Below are 15,390 nucleotides of genomic sequence, written 5' to 3'. Positions count from 1 at the left end.
AAAAAAAAGGCTGCGGCAGGTTAACCTTGCCGCAGCGCGATGAGATGACATGCACGATAACTGGCGTCTAGCGACCGCCGTTGCCGTGCATCCGGTCTACATTCTTTTCCTTGTGCTTGAGGATCTGGCGGTCCAGTTTGTCAATCAGCCCGTCGATGGCCGCATACATGTCCTCGTTTTCTGCCTTTGCGTGTATATCACCACCAACCACGTGCAACGTCGCTTCTGCCATTTGACGAACTTTCTCCACTTGCAAAGTGACCTGGCAATTACTGATGTGGTCAAAGTGGCGTTCAAGTTTCTCAAATTTTTCCGAGACGTAATCCTTCAGTGCGGGAGTCAGTTCTACGTGGTGGCCTGAAATGTTGAGTTGCATAGGCGTCTCCTGTTGTCATCGTGCCGGCCCAGACGGGTCGGGCTGAGGGCTGGCGCGCACTGCGCCGCCAAAGTTTGGTCTGGGGGAGCCCCCTGTGAGGGCAGGGCTCTCCTAAACCAGTCTTTTTCGCTCATTCGAGGGTGGAATATGCATGGCCTCCCGGTACTTGGCTACCGTCCGCCGCGCCACCTTGATTCCTTGATCCCCTAGCATGGCCGCAATTTTGCTATCGCTCAACGGCTTTTTCGGCGTTTCCGCTGCGATCAGTTTCTTGATCATTGCACGGATAGCGGTCGATGAACATTCCCCGCCTTCATCCGTACTGACATGACTCGAGAAAAAATACTTCAGCTCAAAGATGCCCCGGGGCGTATGCATGTATTTTTGTGTCGTGACCCGGGAAATGGTCGACTCGTGCATCTCCACCGCCTGCGCAATATCCGACAGGATCAAGGGTTTCATGGCTTCTTCACCGTGATCCAGAAAGCCCTGCTGGTGTTCAACGATTCGGGTAGCCACCTTAAGCAAGGTTTCGTTACGGCTTTGCAGGCTCTTGATAAACCATTTGGCTTCCTGCAGCTGATCACGCAGGTAGGTGTTGTCGGCACTGCTGTCTGCGCGCCTTATAAGAGAAGCATAGCCTGCATTGACGCGGATGCGTGGTGCAATTTCAGGATTTAACTCAACTCGCCACCGGCCGTTGTGTTTGCGCACGATGACATCCGGAATCACGTAATCAGGCTCGGCGCGATCGATCACGTCTCCGGGCCGTGGGTTCAGGCCAGTGATGAGGGCCAGAACCTCCCGCAATTGATCTTCTTTGAGCCGGCTGCGCCGCAGTAATTGCGCGTAGTCGCGGTTACCCAGCAGATTGATGTAGTGGGTGATCACCAGTCGGGCCTGGGACAGCCAGGGTGTTTCTGGCGGTAACTGGTTCAGCTGGATCAGCAGGCATTCCTGCAAGTCACGGGCAAAAACGCCGGGGGGGTCGAAATGCTGCAGGCGGTGCAGCACCGCTTCAACCTCGTCCAGTTCAACCGGGTCTTCATCCGCATCATCTTGCAGCCCGGCGTGGATGTCCTCAGGTGGGCTGGTCAGGTAACCCCGTTCGTCCACGGCATCCATCAGGGCATGGGCAATGGCCTGGTCCCGCTCGCTCAACGGAGTCAGGTTCAGCTGCCACTCAAGGTGGTCCTGCAGGGTTTCCGTGGGTGAGTTGCGGGTCTCGAAATCGTGATCGTTTTCGTCGTCATTGCGCGCGGAGGTCGCCGGCGCTGACTGATAGATATCGTCCCACGCGGTGTCGACCGGCAGATCGTCGGGGATGGTATCCGGAATCTCATTCTCCGATGACCAGTCGGGCCCGTTTTCGGACTCGTCCCAGTCCGGGGTGGTCTCTGGAGCCGGTTCCGAGGCTGTTTCGCTGGCTGGCTCGTCGTGACTGTTGCTGTCGTCGGTCGACTGGGATTCCGCCTGGTCGTCGTCCTCGGAGGTTTCCAGCATGGGATTGGATTCCAGCGCCTGCTGAATTTCCTGCTGAAGATCCAGGGTGGATAGCTGCAGAAGCCGGATCGCCTGTTGCAGCTGGGGTGTCATGGTCAGACTTTGACCCAGCTTTAACTGTAAGGAGGCTTTCATAACCATGGTTCAGGATCCGTCACTCGTCAGCACTCTGCGTTGCGGTCTGTTCAATAAAAAAGTCGTTATGTGGCCGTCACTTGCCGACATCCCAAAAGAGCCTAGCAAGTTCTTTGCCGAGTTTACTTGCTCAAAGTCACCAACACAATCGGATGCTTGGCGTCACAGTCTGAATTCATTGCCCAGGTAGACTTCTTTCACCTGCTGGTTGGCCAGGATGGTTTCAGAATTTCCGGACGCAATAATGTGACCACCGGAGACAATGTAGGCGGTCTCACAAATGTCCAGGGTTTCCCGCACGTTGTGGTCGGTGATCAGCACACCGATGCCCTTGTCCCGGAGGTGGCGGATGATGTGCTTGATATCGCTCACCGAGATCGGGTCGACCCCGGCAAAGGGTTCGTCCAGCAGGATAAACGCGGGCTCCATGGCCAGGGCGCGGGCGATCTCGACACGACGGCGTTCACCGCCGGACAGGGCCATACCCACGCTGTCGCGAATGTGGGTAATGTGAAACTCTTCAAGAAGCTCTTCCAGCTTGTTTACCCGTTCGGTCCGGCTCAAGCCCTTGCGGGTCTCCAGGATGGCCATGATGTTGTCACGAACGGTCAGTTTGCGAAACACCGAGGCTTCCTGGGGCAGGTATCCGATACCCTTGCGGGCGCGGCCATGCATCGGCAGTGGTGTGATGTCCTGGCTGTCGATAGTGATGCGGCCCCGATCAGCAGGCACCAGCCCGACAATCATGTAAAAGCAGGTGGTCTTGCCGGCCCCGTTGGGACCGAGAAGACCAACGATTTCGCCGCTGCGGATCTCCAGCGAAACGTCAATCACCACCTTTTTGTGTTTGTAGCTTTTTGCCAGGTTACTGGCTCTGAGAACTGCCATCGGATCCCTGTTTGCTTTTGGTACTGCGTGGCTGGATGACCATTTCGACACGGCCGCTACCAGTATTCGTGTCGCCACCCTGCGCGGTTACAACCCGGCGGACGGTATCATAATGAATGACGTCGCCCCGGAACAGGTTGCCATTCTGCTCAATGATGGCATCCCTTTCAAAGGTCAGTTGGTCTTCGCTGGCGGACCAGGTGATGTTGAGGGCACGGGCGTCGGTTTCACCCTCGCCGTCCCGGGTTGGCTGCTGGTAGCGGGCCGGCTGGCCGGAGGCCTCAATGCGGCTCAGGCCATTGGCATCCCGGAACAGCACCACGCGCTCTGCGTCGAGCCGGGTTTTTCCCTGCACTAGCTGGACGTCTCCGGTGTAGGTGGCTATGCCCTTGGTGTCGTCCAATCGGGCGTTATCGGCGCTCACGGTGATCGGGGCGTCGGAATCCAGGTTGAACGCGGTGGCAGGCCCGCTGACGGTCAGTGCCAGCGTGACAGCCAGCAGCGTGAGACATCGGTTATTGACCAGTTTCATAGCGTCCTTCCACCTGAGATTTAAGTTCGAGGGTTCGGTCGTCAATCCAGGCTTTCATGCCTTTCGCCCGGGTGACGCCAATTTGATCGGTGATGGTAACCGGTGCGTCGGTGTACACGGTGCCCTGGTCGTTATCCAGGGTCAGGCTGGTGGTTGTCATCGTGGCTTTGCGTTCGCCAATGGTCCGGATAACCCGCACGTGGTCGGTCAGATAAAGCACACCTTCATTTTGCAACAGGCTGCCATTCTCCGACTCGACAATCCAGGGTTCCGTTTCTGGCTGACCGAAGAGCTTGGCGCGGGGTTCTTTCATGGTGGCTACATTGCCTTCCTCGAACTGTTCGATTCGAGGGCTGGTGAACTGGATTTTCAGGTCGCCGTTTTCGTCATAGGACGTGTACTGGCCATTGACGACAAAGCCATCGGGTTCGGCCTTGCCTCGAAGTTTCGCTGCATCGTCTTGAATCCTGGTGGGTTCGTCACTGCGCCATAACAGAAACAGTGTTGCGGCAATCGTGCCGCCGAGGGCCAGGGTGCGCAGCCACGGACGGTCTGATAGCGTAAGCAGCGCGATCAGGCCGTCTTTGGTCTCGCCATTGTTGTTGCTGCGCTGATCCTTGGAACTGGCACTCATGTGTCGGGCTCCAGATAGCTCGCTAGGGCGGCGCCGAGCTTACCCTGAGCCGTCAGCAACAAATCACTGACTTCACGCACGGCGCCGCTGCCACCGGCGGCCTGGGTGCAATAGTCGGCGTGTTCGCGTACCAGCCAATAGCCGTTGGGCACGGTCAAGCCAAGCCCGGCAAAACGGATGGCCGGCAGGTCTGGCAGGTCGTCGCCCATGTAGGCGATTGCATCGGCGGGCAGGTCCATGGCGCTGAGCAGTTCCTGCAGCGCGACGCGTTTATCCTCGCGACCCTGCATCAGGTGGGGAATGCCCAGATCCCGCATCCGTTTTTCGGTGAGGGGCGACTTTCGGCCGGTGATCACGGCGACATCGATGCCCGCCGCCATTAGCTGTTTCATGCCCAGGCCGTCGAGGATGTTGAAGGCTTTGAGCTCATCGCCATTGGCGCTGAAATAGAGTCTGCCATCACTCATGATGCCGTCGACATCAAACGCAATCAGGCGGATCCCGGCGGCTTTGGTCAGGAGTTCCCGTGGCCAGTTCGCGGCTAGCGGGCTGATCGGGTCTGACATCAGATCACTCCAGCCCGAAGCAGATCGTGCATGTTGATAGCGCCCACCAAGCTGCCGCTCTGGTCGGTCACCGGCAGCGCGTTGATTTTCATTTCTTCCATGATGTTCAGGGCTTCCGCCGCCAGGTGTTCGGCCTGAATGGTTTTGCCGTTGGGGGTCATGACGTGTTCGATTGCGGTGGTGTGTACGTCGACATTCTTATCAAGCGTGCGACGCAGGTCGCCGTCGGTAAAGACGCCGGTCAGCTTGCCGGATGCATCCAGTACCGTGGTCATGCCCAGTCCTTTGCGAGAAATTTCCAGCAGGGCGCCGCTGAGGGTGGTGCCTTCAGGGACTTTTGGAATGCGGTCCCCGGTGTGCATGATGTCGGAGACTCTAAGCAGAAGCCTACGCCCGAGCGTGCCGCCGGGGTGCGAGAATGCAAAATCTTCTTTACTGAAGCCGCGCGCCTCCAGCAGGGCGACCGCGAGAGCGTCTCCCATGACCAGCGTGGCTGTGGTGCTAGAGGTGGGCGCCAGGCCTAGCGGGCAGGCCTCGGTTTCAACGCTCACGTCCAGGTTGGCCACCGCTTCCCTGGCCAATACCGAATCCGGGTTGCCGGTCATGCTGATCAGCGGAGCGTCCATACGCTTGATCAGCGGCAGAATGGTAACCACCTCGCTGGTGTTGCCGCTGTTGGATATGGCAATGACTACGTCCTGGCTGGTAATCATGCCCAGGTCACCGTGGCTGGCTTCGCCGGGATGCACGAAAAACGACGGGGTGCCGGTACTCGCCAGGGTTGCCGCAATCTTGTTACCAATGTGCCCGGATTTGCCCATGCCGGTGACCACGACCCGGCCCTTGCAGGCCATGATTACCTCGCACGCCTTGATGAAATGGTGATCAATGCGTCCTTCCAGGGCATCAATAGCATCACGTTCGATACGGATGGCTTGAAGCGCGGAAGTGCGAAAGTCCTTTGAGCTCTGTTCAGTCATCGGGATTAGGGCCTGGTCTGCTTGGGTGAACATGGTTATCAATGCATTGCACAGTGCCTGATTCTGGGGCAATGCCGCTGAAGTTACAGCGGAGTATATCATTTTCAATCAGAGACGCCGTGGGTTACAGGATGCGTTACAGAAAGTTCAGTGAAACTGATCAACGTGTTCATGCTTTTTCGGCTTGGACCGATTGAGCTTCAAGCTTCCTTGGCATAATGTAGCCGCACTTTTTAGTCGCACTTTCACAGGGTGGGGTTACGCACAAAGGGTAGGGTTATGGACAGTCCCGCATACATATCATTGAGAGATGTTGTATTTTCCCGTTCAGGGCGTCGAGTTCTGGATGGCGTAACTCTGGACATACCGCGCGGTAAAATCACCGCCATCATGGGGCCCAGTGGCACCGGTAAGACCACGGTGTTGCGGCTGATAGGTGGTCAGCTGCGACCTGATTCCGGCAGCGTCAGTCTTGATGGTCACGACGTGCCAAACCTGAAGCGCGGCGCGCTGTACAAGCTGCGGGAAAAGATTGGCATGTTGTTCCAGAGCGGGGCCCTGTTTACTGATCTCAATGTGTACGAGAACGTGGCGTTCCCTCTGCGAGTGCACACCTCGCTGCCTGAAGACATGATTCACGATATCGTGCTGATGAAACTGGAAGCGGTGGGCCTGCGCGGCGCTCGGGCATTAATGCCGTCAGAGTTGTCCGGCGGGATGACCCGGCGAGTTGCGCTGGCACGCAGTATTGCCCTGGACCCGGAGCTGATCATGTACGACGAGCCTTTCGCCGGTCAGGATCCGATCACCATGGGCGTATTGGTAAAGCTGATCCGGGACCTTAACAGTTCTATGGGCCTGACCAGTGTGCTGGTGTCCCATGATGTGCCGGAATCCCTCAGCATCTGTCATCACGCCTGCATCATTGCTGATGGCAAGGTGATCGGCGAGGGCACGCCGGACGAAATCCGGGCTCATCCGTCCGAGCAGATCCAGCAGTTCCTGCGCGGTCAACCCGATGGACCGGTGCCGTTTCACTATCCTGCCGGTCCCGCTGGCGCTGATTATGGGCTCCCCGGGGAGGCTTCTTGATCGATCGAATTGTGGCGTTGGGCCGTTGGGGGCTGACAACCATGTCGGCACTCGGTCGCTCAGGGCAGTTCCTGGCGGGCGTTGTGGTGGGTGTCCCGAGACCGAGCATCGGGTTTCCGCTGTTGATCAAGCAGCTATACGCCGTGGGTGTTCTGTCGCTGGCGATTATTATCGTGTCCGGTCTTTTCATTGGCATGGTGTTGGGGTTGCAGGGCTACACCATCCTTAGCGACTACGGCTCCGAGGCGGCCATTGGCCAGATGATTGCTCTGACACTGGTGCGTGAGCTGGGACCGGTGGTAACAGCACTGCTTTTTGCGGGGCGCGCCGGGTCTGCCCTGACAGCCGAAATCGGTCTGATGAAAGCGACTGAACAATTGTCGAGCATGGAGATGATGGGGGTCGACCCATTACGGAGGGTCATTGCGCCGAGGCTTTGGGCCGGTTTCATTGCCATGCCGGTGCTGGCCATTATCTTTTCGGCGGTGGGAATATGGGGCGGAATGCTCGTAGGTGTCGATTGGCTCGGCGTTTTTGAGGGTTCGTTCTGGGGTAATATGCAGTCATCTGTGGACTTCGTGGATGACGTGCTCAACGGCGTGATCAAAAGCGTGGTGTTCGGTTTCGTCTGCACCTGGATTGCGGTCTACCAGGGTTACGACTGTGTACCGACTTCCGCAGGTATCAGCTCGGCGACGACGAAAACCGTGGTGTATTCGTCGCTGGCAGTTCTGGCGCTGGATTTTGTGTTGACCGCCGTGATGTTTGGCGACTTTTGAACGTACGACTGACAGAAAGGTAGGTGGAGCGGTGATAACCCAGAGAACAACGGAAGTCATAGTCGGAGTGTTTATGGTTGCCGGACTGGCGGCGCTGCTGTTTCTCGCTCTGCAGGTCAGTGGCCTGACGCCCAAATCGGCTGAAGGTACGTATACGGTGTATGCCAACTTCAATGATACCGGAGGGCTGGCACCCAGAGGGCGGGTTTCAATGGCCGGGGTTACGGTCGGCACTATCGAGTCTATCAGCCTGAATAAAAAGACGTTTCAGGCAAAAGTGACGATGTCGATCAGTGCGGATATTGATACCATTCCGTCAGACAGTTCGGCAGTAATACGTACATCGGGCCTGCTCGGTGAACAGTACATTGATATATCCGTTGGGGGAGAGATGGAGTCGTTGGCAGACGGCGACACCTTTTACTCCACTCAGTCGGCCATGAATCTGGAGCGGCTGATCAGTAATTTTGCTTCCGGCCGATGACGGGCCGATGAGTAGGACCGCAGGGAACTGGTTTTCAAAGGAGATTGTAATGCTTTTGGTGAAACAACGTTTGTTTTTGCTGTTTGTATTGGCCGCCTTCGTGGTGGGATCCGCTCATGCCGGAGCCGCTGAGGACCTTAAGGCCTACGTAGATCAGAATACCCAGCGTCTGGTTGAAAAGCTGAATGCCGAGCGCGGTCTGTACGATGAAGATCCCGAAGCGTTTTACGCCAGTATGGACGAGTCTTTGCGGGACTTTGTCGATTTTCGCCGGATCGCTGCCCGGGTGATGGGTAGGTACGCTCGCCAGACCACTCCGGAGCAGCGTAATGAATTCGTGGTCAAGTTTAAGCGCAGCTTGTTTGATAGTTACGCTAAAGCTCTGGTGGAAGCTGATAAGTTCAGCATCGAGGTTAAGGAAGCGGTTATTAACCCGCAGGATGCAGGTCGCGCCTCGGTTCAGATGGAGGTGATCAGTGCGTCAGGTACCCGCTACCCGGTGACCTACTCCATGTACAAGAACGGCGATGGTCAGTGGATGATGGAGAATGTCATTGTCGAAGGTGTGAACATCGGTCTTGCCTTCCGCGATCGGTTTGCCCAGGAAATGGAAGAACACCGCGGCCAGGTTCAAGTTGTAATTGACGGCTGGGGTGACGCGGTGAAATCCCTGAACCTGGATAAGGAAGTCGACAAGTCGTGACCGCTGTCGTGGCCTCAACGGAGCCCCGTGTCGAGAGGACGAATGACATTCTCGCAGTGACCGGCGAGGTGGATGCAGAATCCGTCGTGGCGCTGAGATCAAAGGGGGAAGCTGTCATTCGTTCTGCTGCGGTTAATCTGACCGTGGATCTTGAGGGGCTGGAGACGGCGCACAGTGTTGTGTTGTCAATGCTCCTTTGCTGGCAGCGGCTGGCGGCCAGCCAGGGTGTGGTTCTGACCTATCAAGGCGTGAGTGAGCGTCTGCTGTCGCTGGCAGCTCTTAGTCATCTCGATGACCAACTGCCCGGATTTTCTCGCAAATAATTTTGCACTACCACCAGGTGAGGTTAGCGGTATCTTTGTTACCCAATGGTAAAGCTGACCCAGCCTCTGTAATTGGTTACAATCTCGCCCCTGATTTTCTAATGCCCGAGGTTTTTTTATGGATGCCACCGAAGTCGCCGCGTTGGTCAAAGACGCATTGCCCGGCTGCGAAGTTGAGGTACAGGTCGACGGTACCCATTACATGGTTGTTGTGGTTGGTGATGTGTTTGAAGGCTTGCCAACGATCAAGCGGCAGCAGCTGATTAACAAGGCGCTGTTCCAACAGGTTATGGATGGAACGATTCACGCGCTGCATCCGAAAGCATTTACGCCGGCTGAATGGGCTGAGCGCCAGGGCTGATAGGCCCCGACAAGACAGGATATTGACTGTGGATAAACTTCTGATCCGGGGGCGGAAGCCTCTCGACGGCGAAATACGCATTTCCGGCGCCAAGAACGCGGCTCTGCCAATTCTTGCGGCCACGCTGCTGGCGGACGAGCCGGTAACCGTTGGTAATCTGCCGCACCTGCACGACGTTACCACCATGATCGAACTGCTCGGTCGCATGGGTGTGGAGCTGATGATTGATGAGAAAATGAGCGTGGAGGTTCACGCCAATACCATCAAGCATTTCCACGCGCCCTATGAGCTGGTTAAGACCATGCGGGCTTCGATCCTGGTGCTGGGGCCTCTGGTGGCGCACTTCGGTGAAGCCGAAGTATCCCTGCCCGGCGGCTGTGCCATCGGTAGTCGGCCGGTGAACCTGCACATCCAGGGCCTGGAGCAGATGGGCGCTGAGATCAAGGTTGAGAATGGGTACATCAAGGCCAAGACCAACGGTCGCCTTAAGGGCGCGCACATTTTCATGGATACCGTCACCGTGACCGGTACGGAAAACCTGATGATGGCTGCGGCACTGGCAGACGGCAAAACCATTCTGGAAAACGCAGCACGTGAGCCGGAAGTGGTGGATCTGGCGGAATGCCTGATTGCCATGGGTGCCGATATCAGAGGTCATGGCACGGCTACTATCGAGATTCACGGTGTGAAGCGTCTGCATGGTTGTCACTACGACGTACTGCCGGACCGCGTGGAAACCGGAACCTATCTTGTGGCAGCTGCTGCCACCGGTGGACGGGTCAAGCTCAAGGACACTCGGGAAGATCTGCTCGAGTCGGTTCTGCTAAAGCTGAATGAGGCCGGCGCCCACATCAGCACCGGTCCGGATTGGATCGAGCTGGATATGAAGGGCAACCGACCCAAGGCTGTGAGTATTCGAACTGCACCTTACCCGGCGTTTCCAACGGACATGCAGGCGCAGTTTGCAGCCATGAATGTCGTGGCTGAAGGTAGCGGCACCATTGTGGAAACGGTGTTCGAGAACCGCTTCATGCATTTGCAGGAACTGATCCGGATGGGTGCGGATATCACGCTTGAAGGCAATGCCGCCATCATCAAAGGTGTTGAACGCCTCGCTGGTGCACCGGTAATGGCTACCGATCTGCGCGCTTCTGCCAGTCTCGTGATTGCTGGCCTGGTGGCTGATGGCGATACCATCGTCGATCGCATCTATCACATCGATCGTGGTTACGAGTGCATCGAAGAAAAACTTCAGCTGCTGGGTGCCAGCATCCGCCGCTTGCCGGCGTGACGGAAACAAACGGGAAACCGGAAGGACGCATGACAGATTCCATCACCATCGCATTGTCGAAGGGGCGCATCCTCGAAGAGACGCTGCCACTGCTGGCGGAAGCCGGCATTGAGCTGGTCGACGACATCAAGAAATCCCGCAAGCTGGTTTTCCCGACAACGGATCCTAGCGTTCGGGTGCTTATCATCCGCGCCACCGATGTACCGACCTACGTTCAGTACGGCGGCGCTGATCTTGGCGTTACCGGCAAGGATGTGTTGATGGAGCATGGTGGTGAGGGATTGTATGAGCCGCTGGATCTGAACATTTCCCGTTGCCGGCTGATGACCGCGGGTCCCAAGGACCAGACACCGCCGAATGGTCGGATCAAGGTCGCGACCAAGTTTGTGAATCTGGCGCGCAGCTACTATTCGGCCCAAGGCCGGCAGGCAGACATCATCAAGTTGTATGGTGCCATGGAACTGGCGCCGATTCTTGGGCTGGCGGATGAGATTGTCGATATCGTGGATACTGGCAACACGCTGAAGGCCAATGGTCTTGAGGCTCGGGAGCTGATTGAGCACATCAGTAGCCGATTGGTGGTGAACCGGGCGTCCATGAAGATGAAACACGAAAAAATTAACCCCATAATCGAAAAGATGTCCGTTGCCGTAGATAAGCGACGTACTTCGGATTAAGAAGCGCTCGCCCAAGAGGTTTTAAAACCCGCTCAAGCACATCCCTGTGGCGCTTGAGCTCCGCCATCCATGGCTCCGCACAGTTTTGAAACCTCTTGATCGATCACTTCCCTTGACCCTGTGCGGTAGTCAGTCCGAGTAAGTCTTTAACTCCCTGAAGGATTTGATACATGACCGTTAACATCACACGATTAAATGCCTCCCAAAGTGACTTCGACAGTTCACTGGCCAAGCTGTTGGCCTGGGACGACAGCGTTGATCATCAGGTGAATGAATCGGTACGTCATATCCTGCATCAGGTGAAAACCCGCGGTGACGCTGCGGTGCTCGAGTTCACCGAGAAGTTTGATCGCCTGAAGGCCGGCACTGTTGCTGAGCTTGAGATTGGTCAGGACCGGCTGCAGAAGGCGCTCGAGGCAATTCCTGAAGAGCAGCGAGTTGCTCTGGAGCAAGCGGCGCAGCGGGTTCGTTCTTATCACGAGCGGCAGAATCAGAAGTCCTGGCAGTACGAGGAAGAAGACGGCACGGTGTTGGGCCAGAAGGTCACACCGCTGGATCGTGCTGGCTTGTACGTGCCGGGCGGCAAGGCTGCTTACCCGTCATCCGTATTGATGAACGCCATTCCGGCGAAAGTGGCCGGCGTCGGCGAAGTCATTATGGTGGTGCCGACTCCCGATGGCGTTGTTAACGACATGGTGTTGGCGGCCGCGGCGATTGCGGGTGTGGACCGTGTATTTACCCTTGGTGGTGCTCAGGCCGTTGGTGCTCTGGCGTATGGCACGGAAACGGTGCCGTCTGTCGATAAGATTGTTGGGCCTGGGAATATCTTTGTGGCTACTGCCAAGCGTGAGGTATTCGGCACGGTTGGTATCGATATGATCGCCGGTCCGTCTGAAATTCTGGTGATCTGCGATGGGCAGACTGATCCTGACTGGATCGCTATGGATCTGTTTTCGCAGGCTGAGCACGATGAGCAGGCGCAGTCGATTCTGATCAGTCCGGACGCGAAGTTTTTGGATGCGGTGGAAGCCAGTATCAAAAAGTTGCTGCCTACCATGGAGCGCGCCGAGATCATCGAGGCGTCTATGGGTACTCGGGCGGCAATGATTCAGGTGGTCGACCTCAGTCAGGCGGCAGAAGTTTCCAATCGAATTGCTCCGGAGCATCTGGAGTTGTCAGTGGAAGACCCTGAGGCGTTGTGCGAAGAGATTCGTCATGCTGGTGCTATCTTTATGGGGCGTTACACCGCCGAAGCGCTTGGCGACTACTGTGCGGGTCCGAACCACGTGCTGCCCACCAGCGGGACTGCCCGGTTCTCGTCACCTCTGGGTGTCTACGATTTCCAGAAGCGTTCCTCCCTCATTGGTTTCAGTGCCTCTGGAGCGGATCGCATGGGGCGGGTGGCCTCAGTGCTGGCGCGCGGTGAGGGTCTGACAGCTCACGCCCGTTCCGCCGAGTATCGCATCAAGGAAGACTGACACATCTATGTTCGCGCGCAGGGCCCTCCTGCGCAGCGACAGCACGGAGTTCATCTCAGTATGAGTAAGTTCTGGAGCCCGCTGGTTAATGACCTGGTCCCGTATGTGCCAGGCGAGCAGCCGAAAATGGCCAACTTGGTCAAACTAAATACCAATGAAAACCCTTTTGGTCCGTCACCTAAGGTCGTTGAAGCAATCAAGGCCGAGCTGAATGACAACCTTCGCCTGTACCCGGACCCGGAAGGCGAAAGTCTGCGCCAGACCATTGCCAACTATCACTCCCTGAAGCCTGAGCAGGTCTTCCTCGGTAATGGGTCTGACGAAGTCCTGGCGCATATCTTCTATGGCCTGTTTCAGCACGGCGAGCCGATTCTGTTTCCGGATATCACCTACAGCTTCTACCCGGTGTACTGTGGTCTGTATAACATCGAGGGCGTTAAAGTCCCGTTGACTGACAGCTTCGAGATCAATCCCGAAGACTACAAACAGGCCAACGGCGGGGTAATTTTCCCGAACCCCAATGCGCCCACAGGCCGGTATCTCGGTTTAAAGCACGTAGAAGAAATTCTGCAGGCCAATCCTGATCGGGTCGTTGTCGTGGACGAGGCTTACATCGACTTCGGTGGCGAGAGCGCCATTGCCCTGGTGAATGATTATCCGAACCTGTTGGTCTGCCAAACCCTTTCCAAAGCCCGTTCCTTGGCGGGGCTGCGCGTTGGCTTTGCGGTGGGGCATCCGGATTTGATCGAGGCACTGAATCGGGTCAAGAACAGCTTTAATAGCTATCCGCTAGATCGACTCGCTCAAGCTGGTGCCCAAGCGGCCTATGAAGACGAGGCCTGGTTCCAGAAATGCTGCGCTGGCGTCATCAGCGAGCGTGAGCGTTTAACGGAATCGCTTGAAGCGCTCGATTTTGAAGTGCTGCCGTCCAAGGCCAACTTCGTGCTGGCTCGCCACAAGACGAAGTCCGGCGAATCTCTGGCGCAGGATCTGAGAGAGCAGGGCATCATCGTTCGTCACTTCAACAAGCCGCGGATTGAGCAATTCCTCCGGATTACCATTGGTACTCCGGAGCAGAATGATGCTCTGATCAAAGGCCTTAAGTCGCTGTAAACTGGAAAGATCGGAGAAGGTAGGTGGGGAGGACGTTCCGGGAATGTCGGAGGCCATGGATGGCCGGAGTCAAGCGCACATGGATGTGCTCGTAGCGGTTCCCGGAACGTCCTCCCTGCCTGCCGACCACTCACAAGCCAGAAATTGCACTTGGAGAGTTTCATGGCCAGTCGCAATGCTATCGTTCAAAAAATCGCCGAATGGCTCCAGCCAGAGAACTTTCAGGACTATTGTCCGAACGGTCTGCAGGTTGAAGGTAAGGAAGAAGTTCTCACCCTAGTTACCGGCGTTACCGCTTCGCAAGCGCTGATTGATGCAGCTATCGAAGCAGATGCCGACATGATCCTGGTGCACCACGGCTATTTCTGGAAAGGGGAAGACCAGCGCATTCGCGGCATGAAGCGCGAGCGGCTGAAAACCTTGCTTCAAAAGGACATCAATCTGGCTGCGTATCACCTGCCCCTGGATGATCACCCCGAGTATGGCAACAATCGGCAGCTAGCGAATGTTCTGGGTATCGAGAATCCCAAGCCGCTCGGTGGTTTGGTATGGGAAGGTGAGCTTTCCGAGCCTATGACGCCGGAGCAGTTTGGTCGCCATATTGCTGAGCACCTTCACCGGGAGCCGCTTCTGGTTGGAGAAGGCAAGCCCCAAATCAGCCGGGTAGGTTGGTGTACTGGCGCTGCACAGGGTTTTATTGGCACCGCACTGGATGCCGGTCTGGATGCTTTTGTCAGTGGGGAAATTTCAGAGCCGACAACTCACACGGCGCGTGAATGTGGCATTTACTATTATGCTGCGGGCCATCACGCTACGGAGCGATATGGCGTGCGGGCGTTGGGCGAGGCGCTGGCAAAGGAATTCGGGCTGACGCATCGATTTATCGACTGCGACAACCCGGTGTAATCGCTCAGGCCTTCTCTTTCTTGGGGAGGCCGAAACCTTCTGCCAGCGTTCCCGAAGCATCAGGGTCGGTCTTGGGGGCATAGTCCCGCGGCGGCTCGACGCCGTCGTCGCTGACTTCTTCCAATCGCTTCCGCGAGGTTTCCTGCGCCAGCTCCTCCATCCACTCTTCATCGTTGCACAGCCGGTTGGCTCCGCGCGCCATGTGTTGGTTCACGTCGCGATAGGCGTCGTTAAATCGGCGCAAAAGGTGGGAGGACTCCATGAAGTGCTCATTCACCTGAGCCTGATAGCGCGTATATTCGCTTCTCAGCTCTTCAATTTGTTGTTCTGCCCGACGCTGTCGCAGCGTGGTTCCCTGCCCGGAGCGGCCAACAACTACCCCGATGACGATGCCAACAATCAATGCGGCAATCGCTGCCAGAATCAGGTTTGTCATATGCTGTGTCGTCCTTTTACCTGGAAATTAGCCTCGCACGATAGTCGAGTATAACGCTCGACGCGTGCTCAGCCCATGATTCTATCCTGCGCCAATCGTCGTATTGCTATGCAAGCGTCCAACGTGGCGAATA

At 56.7% G+C, this 15,390-nt stretch carries 19 protein-coding genes; 11 read left to right on the top strand and 8 right to left on the bottom strand.

The genetic code is table 11. From position 1 onward, the window contains the following. Nucleotides 1-67: 67 nt before the first annotated feature. The 7 genes from hpf to QUE89_RS12075 form a co-directional block, all read right to left on the bottom strand. Complete coding sequence (gene hpf, locus QUE89_RS12105) at nucleotides 68-376, bottom strand: ribosome hibernation promoting factor (protein ID WP_138439308.1); 309 nt, start codon at nucleotides 374-376, stop codon at nucleotides 68-70. Between the two features lie 111 nt (nucleotides 377-487). Continuing rightward, complete coding sequence (locus tag QUE89_RS12100) at nucleotides 488-2,014, bottom strand: RNA polymerase factor sigma-54 (protein ID WP_286220327.1); 1,527 nt, start codon at nucleotides 2,012-2,014, stop codon at nucleotides 488-490. Nucleotides 2,015-2,176: 162 nt separating this feature from the next. Further along, nucleotides 2,177-2,902 carry an LPS export ABC transporter ATP-binding protein gene (gene lptB, locus QUE89_RS12095; protein ID WP_286220326.1) on the bottom strand — a complete coding sequence of 242 codons (726 nt, stop codon included), beginning with the start codon at nucleotides 2,900-2,902 and terminating at the stop codon, nucleotides 2,177-2,179. Continuing rightward, nucleotides 2,880-3,434 carry a lipopolysaccharide transport periplasmic protein LptA gene (gene lptA / locus QUE89_RS12090; RefSeq protein WP_286220325.1) on the bottom strand — a complete coding sequence of 185 codons (555 nt, stop codon included), beginning with the start codon at nucleotides 3,432-3,434 and terminating at the stop codon, nucleotides 2,880-2,882. The genes lptB and lptA overlap by 23 nt, the downstream gene beginning before the upstream one ends. Then, complete coding sequence (gene lptC / locus QUE89_RS12085) at nucleotides 3,418-4,068, bottom strand: LPS export ABC transporter periplasmic protein LptC (protein WP_353506789.1); 651 nt, start codon at nucleotides 4,066-4,068, stop codon at nucleotides 3,418-3,420. Before lptC ends, lptA begins: the two co-directional genes overlap by 17 nt. Continuing rightward, complete coding sequence (locus QUE89_RS12080; protein ID WP_286220324.1) at nucleotides 4,065-4,634, bottom strand: KdsC family phosphatase; 570 nt, start codon at nucleotides 4,632-4,634, stop codon at nucleotides 4,065-4,067. Before QUE89_RS12080 ends, lptC begins: the two co-directional genes overlap by 4 nt. Continuing rightward, a complete protein-coding gene (locus tag QUE89_RS12075; RefSeq protein ID WP_286220323.1) occupies nucleotides 4,634-5,614 on the bottom strand; it encodes a KpsF/GutQ family sugar-phosphate isomerase in 981 nt (326 codons plus the stop codon). The genes QUE89_RS12080 and QUE89_RS12075 overlap by 1 nt, the downstream gene beginning before the upstream one ends. 279 nt (nucleotides 5,615-5,893) lie before the next feature. On the opposite strand from QUE89_RS12075, the gene QUE89_RS12070 reads away from it, so the two are divergent. From QUE89_RS12070 to QUE89_RS12020, 11 genes are all read left to right on the top strand, one after another. Beyond that, nucleotides 5,894-6,706, top strand: a complete 813-nt coding sequence (locus tag QUE89_RS12070) for an ABC transporter ATP-binding protein (RefSeq protein ID WP_286220322.1) — start codon at nucleotides 5,894-5,896, stop codon at nucleotides 6,704-6,706. 41 nt (nucleotides 6,707-6,747) lie between these two features. Next, entirely contained in the window at nucleotides 6,748-7,485 is a 738-nt protein-coding gene (mlaE, locus tag QUE89_RS12065; RefSeq protein WP_286222882.1) for a lipid asymmetry maintenance ABC transporter permease subunit MlaE, read from the top strand. A 34-nt stretch (nucleotides 7,486-7,519) separates the two neighbouring features. Then, nucleotides 7,520-7,969 (top strand): outer membrane lipid asymmetry maintenance protein MlaD, encoded by a 450-nt coding sequence (gene mlaD / locus QUE89_RS12060; protein WP_286222881.1) that lies wholly within the window; start codon nucleotides 7,520-7,522, stop codon nucleotides 7,967-7,969. Between the two features lie 49 nt (nucleotides 7,970-8,018). Further along, nucleotides 8,019-8,672, top strand: a complete 654-nt coding sequence (locus tag QUE89_RS12055; protein WP_286220321.1) for an MlaC/ttg2D family ABC transporter substrate-binding protein — start codon at nucleotides 8,019-8,021, stop codon at nucleotides 8,670-8,672. Further along, a complete protein-coding gene (locus QUE89_RS12050) occupies nucleotides 8,669-8,995 on the top strand; it encodes an STAS domain-containing protein (RefSeq protein ID WP_286220320.1) in 327 nt (108 codons plus the stop codon). Before QUE89_RS12055 ends, QUE89_RS12050 begins: the two co-directional genes overlap by 4 nt. 118 nt (nucleotides 8,996-9,113) lie before the next feature. Further along, nucleotides 9,114-9,356: a BolA family protein gene (locus tag QUE89_RS12045; protein ID WP_138439317.1), complete on the top strand. Its 243-nt coding sequence runs from the start codon at nucleotides 9,114-9,116 to the stop codon at nucleotides 9,354-9,356. 28 nt (nucleotides 9,357-9,384) lie between these two features. Beyond that, complete coding sequence (gene murA, locus QUE89_RS12040; RefSeq protein WP_286220319.1) at nucleotides 9,385-10,647, top strand: UDP-N-acetylglucosamine 1-carboxyvinyltransferase; 1,263 nt, start codon at nucleotides 9,385-9,387, stop codon at nucleotides 10,645-10,647. A 29-nt stretch (nucleotides 10,648-10,676) separates the two neighbouring features. Continuing rightward, on the top strand, nucleotides 10,677-11,324 hold the full coding sequence (hisG, locus tag QUE89_RS12035) for an ATP phosphoribosyltransferase (protein ID WP_138439319.1): 648 nt from the start codon (nucleotides 10,677-10,679) through the stop codon (nucleotides 11,322-11,324). Nucleotides 11,325-11,494: 170 nt separating this feature from the next. Continuing rightward, on the top strand, nucleotides 11,495-12,802 hold the full coding sequence (gene hisD / locus QUE89_RS12030) for a histidinol dehydrogenase (protein ID WP_286220318.1): 1,308 nt from the start codon (nucleotides 11,495-11,497) through the stop codon (nucleotides 12,800-12,802). A gap of 60 nt (nucleotides 12,803-12,862) precedes the next feature. Then, on the top strand, nucleotides 12,863-13,915 hold the full coding sequence (hisC, locus tag QUE89_RS12025) for a histidinol-phosphate transaminase (protein WP_286220317.1): 1,053 nt from the start codon (nucleotides 12,863-12,865) through the stop codon (nucleotides 13,913-13,915). A 162-nt stretch (nucleotides 13,916-14,077) separates the two neighbouring features. Continuing rightward, nucleotides 14,078-14,821 carry a Nif3-like dinuclear metal center hexameric protein gene (locus tag QUE89_RS12020; RefSeq protein WP_286220316.1) on the top strand — a complete coding sequence of 248 codons (744 nt, stop codon included), beginning with the start codon at nucleotides 14,078-14,080 and terminating at the stop codon, nucleotides 14,819-14,821. A 4-nt stretch (nucleotides 14,822-14,825) separates the two neighbouring features. On the opposite strand, the gene QUE89_RS12015 is transcribed toward QUE89_RS12020, so the two are convergent. Then, complete coding sequence (locus QUE89_RS12015; protein WP_041341091.1) at nucleotides 14,826-15,257, bottom strand: Z-ring associated ZapG family protein; 432 nt, start codon at nucleotides 15,255-15,257, stop codon at nucleotides 14,826-14,828. Between the last annotated feature and the right edge of the window lie 133 nt (nucleotides 15,258-15,390).

Origin of the sequence: Marinobacter sp. LA51 (genome assembly GCF_030297175.1) — a bacterium.
GTDB classification, from domain to species: domain Bacteria; phylum Pseudomonadota; class Gammaproteobacteria; order Pseudomonadales; family Oleiphilaceae; genus Marinobacter; species Marinobacter apostichopi.
Note: the sequence above shows the minus strand (reverse complement) of the source record. Positions and strands in the feature narration are given on the sequence as shown.

Coding starts and splice junctions, on each gene's coding strand:
- QUE89_RS12075 (WP_286220323.1), bottom strand. CDS start 5,614: ATGACTGAACAGAGCTCAAAGGACTTTCGCACTTCCGCGCTTCAAGCC.
- QUE89_RS12055 (WP_286220321.1), top strand. CDS start 8,019: ATGCTTTTGGTGAAACAACGTTTGTTTTTGCTGTTTGTATTGGCCGCC.
- QUE89_RS12020 (WP_286220316.1), top strand. CDS start 14,078: ATGGCCAGTCGCAATGCTATCGTTCAAAAAATCGCCGAATGGCTCCAG.
- lptC (WP_353506789.1), bottom strand. CDS start 4,068: ATGAGTGCCAGTTCCAAGGATCAGCGCAGCAACAACAATGGCGAGACC.
- QUE89_RS12015 (WP_041341091.1), bottom strand. CDS start 15,257: ATGACAAACCTGATTCTGGCAGCGATTGCCGCATTGATTGTTGGCATC.
- QUE89_RS12080 (WP_286220324.1), bottom strand. CDS start 4,634: ATGTCAGACCCGATCAGCCCGCTAGCCGCGAACTGGCCACGGGAACTC.
- QUE89_RS12045 (WP_138439317.1), top strand. CDS start 9,114: ATGGATGCCACCGAAGTCGCCGCGTTGGTCAAAGACGCATTGCCCGGC.
- hisC (WP_286220317.1), top strand. CDS start 12,863: ATGAGTAAGTTCTGGAGCCCGCTGGTTAATGACCTGGTCCCGTATGTG.
- QUE89_RS12070 (WP_286220322.1), top strand. CDS start 5,894: ATGGACAGTCCCGCATACATATCATTGAGAGATGTTGTATTTTCCCGT.
- hisG (WP_138439319.1), top strand. CDS start 10,677: ATGACAGATTCCATCACCATCGCATTGTCGAAGGGGCGCATCCTCGAA.
- mlaE (WP_286222882.1), top strand. CDS start 6,748: ATGTCGGCACTCGGTCGCTCAGGGCAGTTCCTGGCGGGCGTTGTGGTG.
- lptA (WP_286220325.1), bottom strand. CDS start 3,434: ATGAAACTGGTCAATAACCGATGTCTCACGCTGCTGGCTGTCACGCTG.
- hisD (WP_286220318.1), top strand. CDS start 11,495: ATGACCGTTAACATCACACGATTAAATGCCTCCCAAAGTGACTTCGAC.
- lptB (WP_286220326.1), bottom strand. CDS start 2,902: ATGGCAGTTCTCAGAGCCAGTAACCTGGCAAAAAGCTACAAACACAAA.
- QUE89_RS12100 (WP_286220327.1), bottom strand. CDS start 2,014: ATGAAAGCCTCCTTACAGTTAAAGCTGGGTCAAAGTCTGACCATGACA.
- hpf (WP_138439308.1), bottom strand. CDS start 376: ATGCAACTCAACATTTCAGGCCACCACGTAGAACTGACTCCCGCACTG.